Here is an 18,784-nt window from a genome sequence, read left to right as displayed (position 1 = left end):
GTTTTAAGTATTTCATATGCATAAATTTGCCCTATTCCATTTGTGCGAACGTCCAAAGATCCTGATCGACCATATTCCTGGCAAGCAATCCCGCCGCTTGCTCGATTTGCAACAGGAAATTGAAGGTAGTATTGTTTCGTATCCCAGAAACATCCCAATTGCGATTAAAAGAGCTAAAGGTGCGATCATTGAAGATGTGGATGGCAATTGCTTCATCGATTTTTTTGCCGGCGCTGGCGTATTGAACCTGGGGCATTCCAATGAAGAAGTGTTGAGTTACGTGGAGACGCAACAGAAAGAGCTGATACATGCCCTCGATTTCCCCACAGAAAATAAGCTGAGTGCCATTCAGAAAGTATTGGCGCATTTACCTGAAGCGTTGCGGGATCAATATAAAGTGAGCTTTGTAGGGCCTACAGGATCAGATGCTGTAGAAGCTGCCATTAAGCTCGCCAAAATAAAAACAGGCCGCGATACTGTTATCGCTTTCACGGGTGGCTACCACGGGATGAGTGCAACAGCACTGGCACTTACTTCTGATGTGGGATTCCGCCAGGGTATTTCTTCCCTCGTGTCCAATATTCATTTTGTGCCGTATCCTTATTGCTACCGTTGCGTGTTTAAAAAACAACCCGACAGCTGCGCGATGGATTGCCTGGAATACCTGAAAATGGTGTTGGAAGACGGGCACTCGGGCGTCCCCAAACCAGCCGCTATTATCCTGGAACCTATCCAGGGTGAAGGAGGCAATATTAAACCCAAGGCCGGTTACCTCGAAGCATTGGTACGCCTGGCGCATAAGCATGAGGTGCTGGTGATCTTTGATGAAATACAATGCGGATTTTTCCGCTCCGGCGAGTTCCTGGCATTTATGCATGGCGATGCCGCACCCGATATTATTACTGTATCAAAAGGATTGGGTGGCGTAGGTTTCCCCGTTGCAGGTATTATTTACAGACGCGATATTGAAGCCTGGGGACCAGGTGCACATATCGGTACCTTCAGAGGCAACCAGGTGAGCCTTGCCGCCGCCAATGGTGCTTTCGACTTCGCAGACAAATACAACCTGGCAGAACATACCCTTGAAATGAGCGATTACCTCTTCGCCGGGTTGCGTACACTGCAACAAGAGTTCCCCGTTATCGGTGAAGTGCGAGGACAAGGGTTGATGATAGGACTTGAATTTGTGAAAGACCGTATCAGCCGTGAGCCCGATCCTCAGGGCGTAAAGGAATTCAGGAATCATTGCCTGCAACGCGGCCTGATCTTCGAAGTAGGCGGCCATTACAATAACGTGGTACGACTTGTTCCTCCGTTGATCATTACGCCTGCCATCATTGATGCTGCATTGGAAATAATGGGAGCATCGCTGGCCGAAATGAAACATAGTACCAGCACAACTACTATTCACGCTTAATATTTCATCCTATGTTAGAAAAATTACTCAAAGTTCAATCCCTGATTGGAAATACACCACTCCGTACACTGAATTTTGATTGCAAGCTCTCTGTGAAAATGGAGAATGCCAATTATAGCGGGAGTATTAAGGACAGAGCCGCCTTTAATATTCTGTATAATGCCATCAAACTTAACGAAATTAACCAGCACACGCTGATCGTAGAATCTAGCTCCGGAAATTTTGCCATTGCACTGGCAATGATTTGTAAGCAGCTGGGATTAAAGTTCATTCCGGTGATTGATCCCAACATCAATGCTGATAGTGAAAAAATATTGCGCATGTTGGTAGAGGAAGTGGTGAAAGTAGATAAGCCTGATATAACCAATGGCTATTTGCTCACCCGGATTGAAAAGGTAAAAGAGTTATGCCAGCAATACCCCAATAGTTACTGGACCAACCAATATGGTAACCCTTATAATTATCTCGCTTATTATCATTCATTGGGGAAAGAAATCTGTAATCACTTTGAACGACTGGATTATATTTTCATTGCCGTTAGTTCCTGCGGTACCATCACCGGTGTTTCAAAAAGAGTCAAGGAAAAATTCCCTGATGTTAAAATTATAGCGGTAGATGTAGAAGGTTCAGTGTTATTCTCTGATGTGCCGCGGAAAAGATTTGTATCCGGCATTGGCGCCAGTAAAAAATCGCAGCTGGTGGAGGAAGCCAGTATAGATGGGGTTGTACACGTTACACATAAAGAACTTATCAAAGGTTGCCGTACGTTGTTGTCCGAACAAGGCGTATTGGGCGGTGCTTCCAGTGGTGCGGTATATGCTGCCATCAAAAAGTATTTCACACACCATCCACTCAGCAAAGATATGCAGGTATTGTTCTTTTCTACTGATAAAGGCGATTCTTATCTCAGTAATGTTTACAATGACGCATGGGTGGAAAGAGTATTGCATCAAACCGAAGCACCGATTCCTGCAATAATGCTGGAAGTTCCTGTGATACCCAACGGTACATCTCTGTAATAACCTGAAAATAATAATTATGTTATACTTGAACACAACGGATATCAAGCACTTGCCGCCAGACTGGAATGAAGTAGTGGAATACATCGGTAAGGCTGTGCAGTCGCTGAGATCCGGCGATTATGCGCAGCCGGTGAAACCTTATTTGAGATATAAGAACCTGAAGAACCGCATTATTGCTATGCCGGCATATGTGGGTGGCGATATCTGTTTTTCCGGCATCAAATGGATTGCCAGCTTCCCCGATAATATACAGGAAGGTGTACCGCGTGCACATGCAGTAACGGTGTTGAATGATGCCGATACCGGTATTCCCCGTTGTATCATTAATTCAGCTATGACCAGTGGTATCCGTACTGCCGGTGTATCGGCTTTTGTGTTGACAAAATACCTCGACCATAAAAAACACGGCAATCTGAAAGTAGGCATCACAGGCTTCGGACCGATCGGGCAGCTGCACCTGCAGATGTTACTGGCTTTATTCGGTGACAGGATAACATCCGTGAGGATATTTGACCTGAAGCCCATAGAGCCGGCGCTGTTGGAAGGATGGACGCAGAGAAACATACAGCAGGTATCTTCCTGGGAAGAAGCCTATACCGATGCTGATGTATTTATTACCTGTACAGTATCCAGCCACCGGTATATCAATAAGCCGCCCAAAAAAGGTTCCCTTCACCTGAATGTATCGTTAAGGGATTATGAGCCGGATTTCCTGGATCATGTGGATATGATGATTGTAGATGACTGGGAAGAAATATGTCGGGAAAATACCGATGTAGAAAGAATGCATATAGAGAAAAATTTGCAGGAAGAAAACACAATAAGCATTGCAGACCTGCTGGAAGGGGATGTGTGGCAAGGGCTTGCAGAGAATGCCGTAGTCATGTTCAACCCAATGGGAATGGCTGTATTTGATATGGCCATCGCTGCGTGCTACTATCATCGCTCCATACTGGAGAACAATGGTACTTCCCTTACTTATTAGCCGTCATCCAAAATCAAGTCGTCCGTAATGAACAAGAATGAAAATATCCAACAGATATATCCTCTTACACCGATGCAGGAGGCTATGTTGTTTCATACTGTATATGAATCTTCCAACGCCTATTTCTGTCAGACGCACTTCCGCACCCGCGGACAGCTGGATACAGCTGCGCTGCAATATAGCCTGGAGTACCTCACACAGCGGCATGACATATTAAGGACTGCCTTTGTGCATCAGCAGGCCGACCGTCCGTTGCAGATTGTATTGAAATCAAGGAAACCGTCATTTCAGGTGCTGGATTTTTCACTGCTGCCGGAAGAAGAGCGGGAGCAGGCCATCCATGATTTCAGGCAGGCGGATATGGACAAGGGATTTGACCTTATAAAACAGCCATTGCTACGCTTATCGCTGTTGCAGGTGGGTAACGGACAATATGAATTTATCTGGAGTTTCCATCATATTATTATGGATGGTTGGTGTTTGCCGGTGCTCATCAACGAATTGAAAACAATTTATCACGGCCACTTACATCAGCAGCCGTTTACACTTCCTGAGCCGGTTCCTTTTGATCGCTATGTACAATGGCTGGGCAGGCAGGACCAGCGCGCATCGCTCGACTACTGGGAACAATACCTGAAAGGATATAATAACCTGGCAGTAATTCCACCGGTAACCCTACCCGACAGGTCAGCTGCATTGCCGCCATTTCAAACAGCCGGAATAACGTTTGGGGAAGAGATGGTGAAAAGCATGAACGCGCTGGTGAAGAAAGAAGGCGTTACGCTGAACGCATTTTTTCAGTCGGTATGGGGCATCTTATTAGCGGGATATAACCAAACCAGTGATGTAGTCTTTGGTAATGTAGTGGCCGGCCGCCCTGCCGAATTGCCTGGTGTGGAAAGTATGTTGGGGCTGTTTATCAACACTATTCCGCAACGGGTGCACTTCAATACAGAAACGACTTTCCGCACGCTGCTGAGACAGCTGCACCACGATTTTACAGAACATTTACCTCATCAATATTGTGCACTCCCTGAAATACAAACCCGTTCGGCACTGGGAACCTCCCTGCTGCACCACGTATTTGTATTTGAAAATTATCCTGCACTGGATAAATCGGCGTTACCCGCAGATGATCCGCTGCAGGGAGAAGAAATTGCGACAGTTGATGTAACAAATTATGAATTTGATGTAGAAGTAGCTGCCAGCGAAACTGTGGATGTACACATCAACTACCGCACACGTACATACGAAGAAAGTTATGTGAAAGGCATCCTGCGCCAGTTCGAGTTCCTGATACAGCAGGTGTTGGCTGACCCCGGCATATTAGTCGTCGATCTGGAACTGACAGATCCGGCAGAAAGAACCCGGCAATTCACCGTATTTAACAACGGTGCGGTAGAGCTGAACAACAGCCAGACAATACCACATTGCTTCGAAGCGCAGGTACTGAAAACGGGCGAGCAAACGGCCATCATACATGGTAACACAGCTGTTACCTATCAAACGCTGAATACATCTTCCAATAAAATAGCCGCACTGCTAAACAGCCTGTCATTACAGAAAGGGGCGTTGGTAGGTGTTTACCTGCCACGTACACCAGAACTGGTTGCTTGTATAATGGCCATTCTGAAAGCAGGCGCGGTATATATTCCGCTCGACAGTCAGCATCTTCCGGTTCGTATCTGGGACCTGATAAATAACAATGGCATTGAAGTGCTGATTACCAATTCCTCCCTGCTGGATGTATCATTGGCACATGCAGGAGAGGCCGCCGCACTAAAGGCCGTTATTTGTACAGATACGCTGAAGTCTGCTGTCAGGGATAATGCCCAGAGATGGTTGGATCAAAGCGATATAACAGCATCACCGGCACAAAATCCGGAGATAGCCATTGCGCTGCATGATCCGGCTTATGTGTTATTTACTTCTGGATCTACTGGTATGCCGAAAGGGGCTATCACCCTGCATAAGGGTGCTATGAACCATATCCTGGCAGAACTGGCCGCACTGGAACTGAAACCAGGATTCCGCTTTCTGCAAAGTGCCAGTATTGCATCGGATGTTTCCGTATGGCAGATGCTTGCGCCATTGATGAACGGAGGTGTAGTGGTTATCATCGATAAGGAAGAACTGCTGGATTATGGCACTACGTTGCAACTGCTGGCATCCGAGGCAATAAACATAGTAGAGTGGGTGCCTTCCTATTTAGCGGGACTACTGGATTATATCGCACAAAATCCGCAGCAGCCACCGTTGCCACACCTGCAGTGGGTGATGATGACCGGGGAGGAACTGCCGGTGTCACTGGTGAACCGATGGATGGAGCTGTTTCCGCATAGCAAAATGCTGAATGCATATGGTCCCTGTGAGGCCTCAGATGATATTGCACAATACGTGATCACCGCCCCGCTATATCATTTTTCCAAAGTGCCTATTGGCAAACCAATTGCCAATATGAACATTTTAGTGCTGAATAAGGAAGGTAAGCTATTGCCCACTGGCGTGCCCGGAGAGCTCTGTGTTTCCGGCGACGGCGTAGGCTCCGGTTATCTGCATGATCCGGTAAAAACCGCTGCACAGTTCAGAAAAAATACCTTTACCGGTATCTTGGGCGATACCTATTACCGTACCGGCGACCTTGCCCGCTGGCTTCCTGACGGCAACCTGGAATTCCTGGGCCGTATTGACCTCCAGGTAAAGATTCGCGGACAAAGAGTAGAGCTGGAAGAAATAGAAAATTGTTTCCGCCTGCATCCCGCTATTAATGATGCGGTAGTAGTGCTGCAACCTTTACAGGAAGAGCTATTGCCGGTAGCCTACCTGGTACCTAAAACTGCAACGGATATACGACAGCTGGAAGACTCCCTGCGTAGCTTTGTCCGTCAACGGCTGGAAGCACATATGCGCCCGGTAGCTTACGTTTTCATGAACGCCTACCCATTGAACCTTAGTGATAAGGTAGACCGTAAGGCCCTACCGTTACCGGATCTGACAGATACTAAAAAAGATCTGACATTACCTGCTAATGAAGAAGAAACAATACTGTTATCCATATGGCAAAAAATTCTCGGTAAAACGGCTATCAGTACAAATGACAGCTTTTTTGAAATCGGTGGACATTCGCTCAGCGCTACCCGCCTCGCCATTCAGATCAATAAACAACTGAAGACAAATATTCTGCTGCGCACCATTTTCAATTATCCTACTATACAGGAGCTGGCCCAACAGATCCGCCAGGGCATTGCTGCCGAAGTGAAAATCCCGCTTTTGCCGGTGCAAAGTCATTACCCGCTATCTCATGCACAACAAAGGATCTGGTTATCCTGCCAGCTGGCCGGTGAGCAGTTTAACTATAATATGCCTGATGCTTACCGGTTTTCCGGGAGTTTCCAACCGGCAATATTTTCAGCAGCATTCCATGCGCTGACAGACCGCCATGAAATTTTACGTACCGGGTTTATCGTAGTAGACGGAGAGCCGCGACAGGTAATACATCCGGTGAGTAGCCTTCCGGGAATAACATTTATAGATCTGCAAAATAGTCCACACCCGGATGAAGCCGCAGTATCTCTTATTCAGCAACTTGTTACCACCGTTTTTGATTTTGAAAAGCCCCCGCTGTTCAAAGCGGTGGTGATACAAACAGGCGCTGATAGCTGGGTGTTTGGCTTCATCATTCATCATATCATCACAGATGGCTGGTCTTCTGATATTTTACTGCGTGATCTGCTGACTACCTACAATTTATTGTTGGGCAATGCAGTGCCGCCACTGAAGCCACTTTCTGTTCAATATAAAGAATACGCTTCCTGGCATAAAGGAAAAATGCAGGAGAAAGAAATAGCGGTACATCGTAATTACTGGCTGCAACAGTTTCAGGAAGGTGCACCCGCACTTGAATTGCCGTTGGATTTTCCACGGCGCTCCGACAGGTCACAGGATGGTGCCAATGTTACCATTCCTGTTAGTGCTGATTTACTGGCTAAAGCAAAAGCCCTATCAGGAAAGGAAGAAGCCAGCTTATTTATGCTGCTTACTGCCGCGGTAAAAGTACTGTTATACCGGTATACCCATCAGGAGGATATTATCATAGGCGTCCCGTCTGCAGGCAGAGAGCACAACGAACTGGAAGAACAGGTAGGGTTTTACGTAAACATGCTGGCATTAAAAACAAAACTTTGCAGCACCGATTCATTCAGAACATTTTTCAGGCAGGTACGAAAAGTTGCGTTGGATGCCTATGAACACCAGGTGTATCCGTTTGACCAGTTGGTGGACGACCTGAAGATTATCCGCGACGCCGGACGTATGCCTCTTTTTGATGTGATGTTGGTAGTGCAGGATACAGATGATGGCGCCGCGCTGGCAGCATTGTCGGGTGACCTGGAAATCAGTACGCTTCCCCTGGAATCTGTCAGCAGTAAGTTTGATCTGTTGTTTGAATTTGAGGATAAGAAAGAAGGGATGTTGCTGAATATAGAATACAGTACGAGCTTGTTTAAAGCAGCACGTATTGAACGGATGGGCAACCATCTGATCAATATATTAACAGCCATTGTAGCGGATGCAGACCAGCAGCTGGGAGCATTGTCTTACCTGGGAGCAGATGAACTGGAAGAAATTTTCCGCTATGCAGGAGATCATACCAAAGAAGCAGCAGATAAAACGGTACCATTGCTGTTATCGGAGGTGGTAGCCGCCCATCCGCTTTTACCTGCGCTCAGTGATGGTAAGGTTACTTACAACTATGCGGAAGTATGGGCGCAATCGGGTCATGTGGTGGGTTACCTGCAACAGGTATATAACGTGCGGCCGGAAGTGTTAGTTGGTATTGTAATGGGGCGTGGAAATGAATTTGTGCTGTCTATGCTGGGTGTGCTGCGTAGTGGGGCTGCTTATTTGCCTATAGAGTCGCGGCAGCCGGCAGAGCGTATCCGCCGCTTGTTGCATGCCGGTGGCGTATCAGTGGTACTGACAGATAATGAAGATATACAGAATGTCTTGCAGGATGAGTTTAACTGTATCCTGTTCAGAGATATTATTAATGCAGGTATGCGGGCTGCTGAAGTTCGTATTACCGGTGATTCACTGGCATATGTGATGTTTACGTCCGGTTCTACCGGCGAACCGAAGGGGGTAATGGTGCCTCATAAAGGTATTGTAAGACTGGTACGTGATACCAACTATATCTCTTTTGATGCCAGCGACCGTGTTTTGCAAACGGCATCTCTTTCATTTGATGTGACCACATTTGAAATATGGGGGCCACTGCTGCACGGCGGGATGGTGTACATGACATCGCTGGAGAGCCTGCTGGATGCGGAAATTCTGAGAGAACAAATCGTGCGTTACGGGATTACAAAAATGTGGTTCACCAGTTCGTGGTTTAACCAGCTGGCTGATCACAACCCTGGTTTGTTCCGTGGCCTGCAACAGGTGTTAGTAGGAGGTGAGCAGTTATCAGCTTCCCATGTGAGTAAGGTGCTGACACATTGTGCGGGATTGCGTCTTACTAACGGTTACGGTCCTACTGAAAATACTACTTTCTCCGCTTGCGGCGATGTAACCGCCGATGATATTGCTAATGGCGGTATCCGGCTCGGGTATCCGATTTCTAAAAGCTTGGTATACATTGTAGATGAAGATCTGCATCTCGTGCCCAAAGGGGTTAACGGAGAGCTTCTACTGGGAGGCGAAGGGGTAAGCTCCGGTTATCTCAACGATGCGGAACGTACCGCTAAAAGTTTTATCAATAGCCCTTTTGTTCCGGGAGAAATTTTATATCGCTCCGGTGATATTGGCTGCTGGGATGAAGATGGCCGCATCATTTTCCGCGGTCGTAAGGATAACCAGGTGAAGATCCGCGGCTACCGTGTAGAACCGCTGGAGATCGCCCTGGTAATGAAAGGTTATCCTTATGTACAGGATGCAGTGGTGAAAGTATTGACAGGAAGTAACGGTGAAAAACAGTTAGCAGCTTACTATACCGGCAAAGAAGGTATAGAGGTTTCCCTGAAATCCTATCTGAAAGAACAGCTGCCGGCTTACATGGTGCCAGCTTATTTCAGCTGGCTGACACAAATGCCATTGAATAAGAATGGTAAGCTGGATACCAGCGCACTGCCGGATATTACAACCGGCACTTCCGCGCAGGTTGTAGTGGTACCACAGAATGAATGGGAGTCGTTATTACTGGGTATATGGGAAGAACTGCTGGGCAGAAAAAACATCAGCACTACCGATCATTTCTTCGAGATAGGTGCCAACTCCCTCACTGCGGTGAGACTTGGTTATAAAATAAAAGAACTAACCGGCATTAAACTGGAACTGAGTACTGTTTTCAAATACCCGGATATACAATCATTGGCGAAGTTGTTGTCTGCTGAAACAGCGGGTCAGCAGCGTATAGCTATTCCTGTTAGAACTTCTGGTGATACCGCTCCTTTGTCTTTTTCACAGGAACGCCTCTGGTTTATAGATCAGCTGCAGGGCAGCACGCATTATCATATTCCTGCGCTCCTGCGCCTGAAAGGTGCATTGAATAAAGCCGCGCTGAAATATGCGCTGGATACTATCATTGCGCGTCATGAAGTGCTGAGAACTGTTTTCCGTGAGGAGGGAGGTATTGCTTATCAGCAGATACAGGAAACAACAATAGGTGATATAGAAACAGTAAATAACTACCAGGAAGATGACAGCCTGGAAGTAGCTATCAGCGCGCTGATCAGCCAGCCGTTCAACCTGTCGGAGGATATTCCTTTCCGGGTACGGTTATTTGGTTTATCAGAAGATGAATACTTGCTGGTAATAGTGATGCACCACATCGCTTCAGATGGTTCTTCTGTACCGGTACTGATAGCGGAATTATCTGAATTGTATTTGTCGCAGTTAGAACAGCGTCCTGCTGTGTTACCTGCACTCGGTATCCAGTATGCGGATTATGCCAGCTGGGAGCGTTTACAGCAGGATGAACAGCTAGGAGACGATATTGCCTTCTGGAAAGAGCAACTGGCCGGTGTGCCGGCATTGGAGATGCCAACAGATTACCTGCGGCCGGCGATGCCGGGTACGGAAGGCGACCTTGTATCGATAACCCTGCCGGAAGGCCTGACACAGCAGCTGGAAGCGTTGGCAAAGCAGGAAGGTGTTACGATGTATATGCTTTTACTTACGGTATTCAATGTATTATTATACCGTTACAGTCACCAGGAAGATATCTGTGTAGGCATGCCGGTGGCAGGCCGCAACAATACTGCCCTGGAACCACTGATCGGTTTCTTTGTGAATACGCTTGCCCTGCGAACAGACTTGAGCGGCAACCCTGGTTTCCATAAGCTACTGCAGCGGGTAAAAGAACATACCATTGCGGCTTATTCCCACCAGTCGGCACCTTTTGAACAGGTGGTGGAAGCTATTGGCGCTCCCCGTGATATCAGCCGCCATCCGGTGTTCCAGGTGATGTTTGCTTTTCAGTCGCTGAAAAAAAGTGCGGCTATACAACTGGGAGATGTTGTCATCACAGAAGAACCGCTTCCGCACTATACTTCCAAATTTGACCTGAATGTGGAAGTGGAACAAAGCACCACTATCAGCATCAGTATAGAATATAATACCCGTTTGTATAAGGCTGCGACCATAATGGGTATGGCAGAACATTATCAGCTGTTGCTGCAGGCTGTTTGTGATGCGCCGCAACAGGAGATCGGCAAACTGAATATGCTGAGCGCTGCAGCGCAAACCACCATCCTGCATACATTTAACGATACCGGCCGGGATTACCCGGCTACTACTATATTGGAACTGTTCCGGGAGCAGGTGGTGAAAACGCCGGCAGCCGTTGCTGTTCAGATAGATACCCATCAACTGACCTATGCCGGACTGGAAGAGAAATCGGGTCGGTTGGCAGCTTACCTGTTATCAAAAACCGGCGGTAAAGAAACTATCATAGCCGTTTTACTGGAAAGGTCGCTGGAACTGATGATCACTCTTTGGGGTATCCTGAAAGCCGGTGCCGCCTATGTACCTATTGATCCGGCATATCCGGAAGAGCGTATCCGTTACATCCTGGAAGATACGAACGCATCACTGCTGATCAGTACCGCGTCGCTGCTAAGCGATCAGGAAGTGTTGCCTTCCGTGGAAATACTTGATATAAACGAGTATGACTTTTCGCTGGAACCTTTATCGGTAAATGTTTCCGCTAATGATCTGGCTTACCTTATCTATACTTCTGGTTCTACGGGTAAGCCTAAAGGAGTGATGATAGAACATGGCAGTTTGGCTAACCGGCTGCTGTGGGCGCAGGAATATTTCCGTTTAGACGTTAACGATAGTGTGCTGCAGAAAACCACTTATTGTTTTGACGTATCGGTATGGGAGCTCTTCTGGCCGTCCCTGGCTGGTGCCCGGCTGGTGCTGGCCAAACCAGAGGGACATAAAGATGCTGTCTATCTGAAAGAGCTGATCAATAGTGCAGGTATCACCTTACTGCACTTTGTGCCTTCTATGCTGGAAGTGTTCCTGGAAAGTATACACAGTGGCGATTGCCCTGGATTGCAGCAGGTGTTGTGCAGCGGAGAAGCGCTGAAGCCTGAGCAGGTTCATCTTTTCAACACTAAATTACCACATACCCGGTTACATAACTTGTACGGCCCTACGGAGGCAGCTATAGATGTAAGCTACTGGACTATGTCCGGAGACGCAGTCATAGTGCCTATTGGTAAGCCCGTTGCCAATACACAGCTTTATATACTGGATAAATACCTGCAACCTTTACCGGTGGGCATTCCCGGAGAGCTCTTTATTGGCGGTGTACAGCTGGCCCGCGGTTACCGTAATCTGCCTGCATTAACAGCAGAACGATTTATTACCCATCAGTTACCTGGTGGCATGCCTGTAAGATTATACCGTACCGGCGACCTGGTGAAATGGCTTCCTGACGGCAACATTGCTTACCTGGGCCGGTTGGATGAGCAGGTGAAGATCCGTGGCTACCGCATAGAACCAGGTGAAATAGAAAATGTGCTGTTGTTATGCCCGGGCATAAAACAGGCGGCTGTAAAGGTGTGGGAAGACCATACCGGAAATCGTCGGTTGGTTGGCTACCTGGTAACGGAAGCCACATTAGATGCTGCTGTTGTGCAGCAATTCCTGCAGTCGCGGCTACCGGATTATATGATCCCTGCGTTGTGGGTAGAGATGGGCAATATGCCTTTATCCGGCAGTGGGAAAGTGAACAAGAAAGCATTACCTGCACCTGAAAATACATTGACGTATGAACAGGCTTATGTAGCACCCCGCAATGAAATAGAAGCGCAATTATCGGCTTTATGGGGCCGGTTGTTAGGCGTAAAACAGGTAGGAGTATACGATAATTTCTTCCGGCTGGGAGGTCACTCTCTGCTGATCATCCGGCTGGTGGCGCTGATACGGGAGGAATTGCATCTCACCCTGAGTATCAAAACAATATTTGAGTACCCGGATATACAATCACTCGCTACGGTATTAAGAAGCGAGCAGGCGATGGCTCCGGCGCAGGTAATTCCGGTGCGCCCGGCAAATATGCCGGTACCATTATCGTTTTCACAAGAGCGTTTGTGGTTCATTGATCGCCTGCAAGGTAGTATTCCTTATCATATGCCTTACGTGCTCCGTCTGAAAGGGGCATTGAATATAACAGCGCTGGAAAACGCTTTTCAGGCAGTCGCTGACCGTCATGATATTTTAAGAACACTTATCCGGGAACAGGACACCGTAGCGTTTCAGGAGATCCGTGAAAAAGGATGGTGGAAGATGGAACCTTTACTGGTAAAAGATCCGGAAGATGCTCACCTGCAAGCATATATTCTTTCCTGCATCACCAGGCCATTTGATTTAACATTACACAGTCCGCTCCGTGCGCAGCTTATAAGCTTATCCGCTACTGAATATTTGCTGGTAGTGGTGATGCATCATATTGCTTCCGATGCTGCTTCGGTATCGCTGCTGATACAGGAATTGGCAGCGTTCTATAACGAGCAGCAGGAACAGCGCGTGCCGGTATTGCCGGAACTCTCTATCCAATATGCTGATTATGCTTTCTGGCAACGAAATGCACAGCAGGAGCAGATGACGAAGGAGCTTAGCTACTGGAAAAAACAGCTCGCAGAAGTACCGGTGCTGGAAATGCCAACGGACTTTCCACGCCAGGTGATGTTGGATACTGCAGGTGCACAGGCAGAATTGCTGCTGCCAAAGGCATTAGGCCAACAATTGGAAGCACTGGCACAGGCAGAAGGGGTAACGCTTTACATGGTGTTGTTATCAGCATTTAATGTGTTATTGTATCGTTACAGCGGGCAAACAGATATATGTGTAGGCACGCCCGTGGCCGGGCGGGGTGATTCGCTGCTGGAACCACTGATTGGCTTCTTCGTGAATACACTCGCTATTCGTATAGATATAAGTGGTAATCCCAATTTCCGTACTGTGCTGAAAAGGGTGAAAACCTGTGCCATTGATGCCTATTCACATCAATCAGTACCATTTGAACGGATCGTGGATGCTGTTGGGGTACCCCGTGATATGAGCCACCATCCTATATTCCAGGTGATGTTTTCTTTCCATTCCGGCGAAGAAGATCAACTGCCGGCACTTGGTGAGTTAGTGGTATCATCTGAAATCATTGATCATCATGCGGTGAAATTTGATCTGCTCATAGATATCAATGAAGAAGCAGATGGATTGCGCGTAAGTATAGAATATAGCACAGCGTTGTTTAAAGAAGCCCGTATTACGCGGATGTTACATCATCTGGCGAACATCCTGGAAGCAGTAGGGCGCGATGCCGAACAACCTGTAAATACAGTGAGCTACCTGGGAGATGATGAAGTAAAGGAGCTGCTGACATATGCCGGCGATCATACTAAAGAAGATATATCACATTCCGTAACGTCACTGCTGGCAGCTGTGGTAAAAGAACACAGCGGATTACCAGCACTGAGTGACGGCATTGTTACCTATAACTACCGGGAGCTGTGGGAGCAATCTGGACTTATTTCCGGTTACCTGCAACAGATTTGTCATGTACAGGAGGAATCGCTGGTGGGTATCGTCATGAGCCGGGGTACTGGTTTTGTGCTATCTATGACAGGTGTCCTTCGGAGTGGTGCTGCTTATCTGCCGATAGAATCGCATCAGCCTGTAGAGCGTATCCGCCGCCTGTTACAGGAAGGAGGTGTGTCTGTAGTACTAACAGACAATGATTCCATGGCATCAGCTTTGGGTGCTCACTTCACCTGTGTGGACCTTCAGGAAGCGCTGGCAGCGGGTATTACCACCAGCGGGGCAACACCAGCAGGTAACTCGCTGGCCTATGTGATGTTTACCTCCGGTTCTACTGGTGAGCCTAAAGGTGTGATGGTGGAACATCGTAGCATTGTTCGTTTGGTGAAGGATACTAATTATGTAACATTGAGCAGCGATGACAGGATCTTGCAAACGGGCGCACTGTCATTCGATGCAGCTACTTTTGAAATATGGGGAGCGTTGCTCAACGGTGGACTGGTATACATAACCTCCCTGGAAAGTTTGCTAGATACCTCCGGTCTGCGGGAGCAGATCAGCCGTTTCGGTATCACCAAAATGTGGTTTACCAGTTCGTGGTTTAACCAGCTAGCTGACCATGCTGCTGACCTGTTTTGTGGGCTGGAACAAATCCTGGTGGGAGGAGAACGGTTATCTCCCGTTCATATCAGCAAAGTACAGCAACATTGTCCTGGTCTGCGTATCACCAATGGTTACGGTCCAACAGAGAATACTACTTTTTCTGTTTGCGGAGATGTAACGGTAGAAGATATTCATTCCGGAGAGATAAAACTGGGCATTCCGGTATCTAAAAGCCAGGTATATATTGTAGATAAGCAATATCAACTGGTTGCCAAAGGAGTATATGGAGAGTTGTTGCTGGGAGGAGAAGGTGTGAGCCGTGGATATATCAATGATGAAGAGCGAACTTCGCGTAGTTTTATTGACAGCCCATTTATGGAAGGGGAGCGGCTGTACCGCTCCGGAGATATTGGCTGCTGGGATGAAGGAGGGCGTATTATATTCCGTGGTCGTGCCGACGGCCAGGTAAAGATCCGTGGTTTCCGAGTGGAGCCGCTTGAAGTGGCAACAGCGCTGAGAGGTCATGAACTAGTGAAGGATGCAATTGTTACGGTACATATCAGCAACAGCGGAGATAAACAACTGGCTGCTTATTATACCGGTGAAGCAGGTATTGAAAGCTTACTGCGTAACTGGTTGAAAGAACAGTTGCCGGTATATATGATTCCATCGTCCCTGCAATGGCTGCCGGCCTTTGAGCTGAATGCCAACGGCAAAACGGATCAGAAGCAATTGCCTCCCCCACAATGGCAACAGGAAGGTTATGAAGCAGCTACCGGAGATATGGAAAAATACCTGGTAGATCTGTGGAGTGAATTGTTAGGTATTCCTGGTGCTTCGCTGTCGGTGTTATCGAATTTCTTTGAGCTGGGTGGGCAAAGTCTGAAAGCGATTGTGCTGATGGGTCGTATTAGTCGCGATCATGGTGTTAAGGTACCGCTGCCGGTATTGTTCAGCCATGCCACCATCCGCAGCCTGGCAGGATATATTTCCACGCATCATGTTACCGCTTATGAAGGGCTAACCCATGCTGCTGCTGCCGCTGCTTATCCATTATCTTCCGCGCAGCGCCGGATGTATTTATTACAACAATTTGATCCTGCCGGTACGGCATATAATATTCCACTGCAATTGCCGCTGCCGGACAACTGTTCACAGCAACGGGTTGCAGCAGCTTTGCAGGAGCTAATCAACCGTCATGAAAGTTTACGCACCCGTTTTGAGGAGCAGGAAGGTGTGGTGATGCAGGTAATTGCCGATGAGGTTATCTTAGAGGTAGAAAGCTTGTCGTCCCCGTCGCTGTCATCCTTTGTGCGTTCATTTGATCTTTCCCAGGCGCCGTTACTGCGTGCCGGTTATTACGAAGGGTTGCTGTTACTGGATATGCATCATATCATCACTGATGGTTTATCACAGGCTATTTTACAACAGGAATTCATGGTTTTGCTGGATGGTGGCACGTTGCCACCAGTAACCTTCCAGTATAAAGATTACGCCAGCTGGGAACAAAGTGCAGGTGAGCAGTCCCGGTTGCAGGCTCATGCCGCCTATTGGGGCGAACGTATGGGTGGCGAACTGCCGGTGCTGGATCTGCCACTGGATTACCCCCGTCCAGACATTCGTCAGCAAAGCGGGTCTGCAGTGAGCTTAACACTCACTGCCACAGAAACGAATTTTATCCGTACGTTATGCCGTCAGGAAGAAGCAACGCTGTATATGGTAGGTTTATCACTGTGGCAGCTGTTGTTGTGGCGTATTAGTGGACAGGAAGATATTATTGTGGGCACACCGGTGTCAGGTCGCCAGCATGCTGATTTGTCGGGTATCGTAGGGCTGTTTGTAAACACGCTGGCCATCCGAGGCCGTGTACAGGGCAGTCAGCGTTATACAGCATTTTTATCAGCGTTGAAAAAAGAAGTGCTGCGTGATTTTGAACATCAGTCTTATCCTTTTGAGGCGTTGTTAGAACAGGTATGGCATCATCGCGATACCAGCCGTCACCCGCTGTTTGACAGTTTATTCAGTGTACAGAACCGAGAAGCTTTCTGGCAGGAAACATGGCTGCATGATGTGGCGGAGCCTGTTGAGGAAGGATCGCTGCGGGACGGCAAATTTGATCTTAACTTACGTATCACCGAGTATGGGGATGGCCTACACCTACATCTCGGTTATAATACCAGCCTGTTTGAAGAACATACGGCCACGGCTATTCTGAAAGGCTTTAGTGGTCTTCTTGCCGGCTTACAGGCCCATGGCACCTCCCAGTATTTATTTGAGTTACCGTTGTTACAGGAGCGGCCAGCTTCCTGGCAGTTGCAGGAATCCGGCGGCTTATTTGCGCTGCCTGAGCAAACATACAGTGAGTGTTTTGAAGCCCAGGTGTTGCGTAGTCCTTCCTCCACAGCATTGCAGGATGAGCAGGGAACGCTGAGTTATGTAGCGCTGAATGCGTGGTCTAACCAGCTGGCCCGCCGGCTGTCTGGTTCGGGCAAAGTGATCGGTGTGCTGCTGCCCGCCTGTAAGGAAATAATGGTGGCCATTATCGGTATCTTCAAAGCAGGAGCTGCTTATCTGCCGATAGATACCAGTGCTCCTGCCCACCGTATCTCTCATATTTTATCCGACAGTGGTGTGGATTGTGTAGTCACGATGGGTGCACTGCCGGAAGATATTGTTTACAGCGGAACGGTGATTGATCTAAACAGCGACTTCGTTAAAGCAGCAAATACTGCTAATCTTCAGTTGCCACAGTATCCTGGGCAGCCGGCATATATAATCTATACTTCCGGTTCCACAGGCAAGCCCAAAGGAGTACCTATTCAGCAAGGCAGCCTGATGAACTATGTAAACTGGTTTATCAGCGAAGTAGACTATAACGCTAACGATGCTACGATATTAACATCTTCCTATTCCTTTGACCTTGGGCATACGGTATTGTTCCCGGTACTGCTCACCGGAGGAACTTTGCATATTGTAAGCAAGGAGCTATATTTATCCGGTCATGCGCTGGGTAACTACATCCGTGAGCAGGGGATTACGTTTGTGAAGTTTACGCCTACCTTATTTTCCATGCTGCTCAACAGCCCTGGTTACGACGACAACTGGTTAGAAGGTGTACGGCTGTTGATGTTGGGAGGTGAAATGATTAATGCTGCAGATGCCGGTCGTTTTCTTGAACGGTATCCGGATAAATTTATTATCAACTCCTATGGCCCTGCAGAAGCCACAGCCGGTTCGGTGTTTAAGCGCATTGATGCGGGCAACATCGGCTCTTTCCGCAGACGTGCTGTTATTGGGCGCCCTATCCGCCACATGCAGGCCTATATCCTGGACAAACATCAGCATCTGCAACCCGATGGTATCACGGGAGAAATATATCTATCAGGTATTGGATTGAGTGAGGGTTATTACCAGCGTGCAGACCTGACGGCAGAGCGTTTTATCGCCAGCCCGTTTGCCGCCGGTGAACGTTTATACGCTACCGGTGATATCGGAAAATGGACAGCTGAAGGTGATCTGGTGTGCCTGGGCCGCCGCGACCACCAGGTGAAGATCCGCGGTTACCGGGTAGAACTTCCTGAAATCGAGCAGCAGCTGCAACATAGCGGCCTTGTGCAGGAATGCTGTGTGGTGGCACGTGAAGATAGTGCCGGTGACCTGTTTCTGGCAGCTTTTGTAACAGGTGTTGAGGAAAGCGGGATACCTGCACTG

4 protein-coding genes are annotated in these 18,784 nt (G+C 48.0%); all 4 read left to right on the top strand.

The window, feature by feature from the left end:
• The first annotated feature begins 16 nt into the window (after positions 1–16).
• Positions 17–1,417 (top strand): aspartate aminotransferase family protein, encoded by a 1,401-nt coding sequence (locus ACDQ55_RS21045; RefSeq protein ID WP_420983617.1) that lies wholly within the window; start codon positions 17–19, stop codon positions 1,415–1,417.
• A gap of 11 nt (positions 1,418–1,428) precedes the next feature.
• On the top strand, positions 1,429–2,436 hold the full coding sequence (gene sbnA / locus ACDQ55_RS21040; protein ID WP_420983616.1) for a 2,3-diaminopropionate biosynthesis protein SbnA: 1,008 nt from the start codon (positions 1,429–1,431) through the stop codon (positions 2,434–2,436).
• A 19-nt stretch (positions 2,437–2,455) separates the two neighbouring features.
• Positions 2,456–3,424, top strand: a complete 969-nt coding sequence (locus ACDQ55_RS21035; protein WP_420983615.1) for a 2,3-diaminopropionate biosynthesis protein SbnB — start codon at positions 2,456–2,458, stop codon at positions 3,422–3,424.
• Between the two features lie 27 nt (positions 3,425–3,451).
• Positions 3,452–18,784, top strand: a 15,333-nt coding sequence (locus ACDQ55_RS21030) for an amino acid adenylation domain-containing protein (protein WP_420983614.1), incomplete at its 3' end; no start/stop codon positions are given.

The sequence above is a fragment of the Chitinophaga sp. 30R24 genome (assembly GCF_049056765.1).
In the GTDB taxonomy this organism is placed as follows: domain Bacteria; phylum Bacteroidota; class Bacteroidia; order Chitinophagales; family Chitinophagaceae; genus Chitinophaga.
This window is presented reverse-complemented; position numbering and strand designations above follow the sequence as displayed.

Coding starts and splice junctions, on each gene's coding strand:
- sbnA (WP_420983616.1), top strand. CDS start 1,429: ATGTTAGAAAAATTACTCAAAGTTCAATCCCTGATTGGAAATACACCA.
- ACDQ55_RS21045 (WP_420983617.1), top strand. CDS start 17: ATGCATAAATTTGCCCTATTCCATTTGTGCGAACGTCCAAAGATCCTG.
- ACDQ55_RS21035 (WP_420983615.1), top strand. CDS start 2,456: ATGTTATACTTGAACACAACGGATATCAAGCACTTGCCGCCAGACTGG.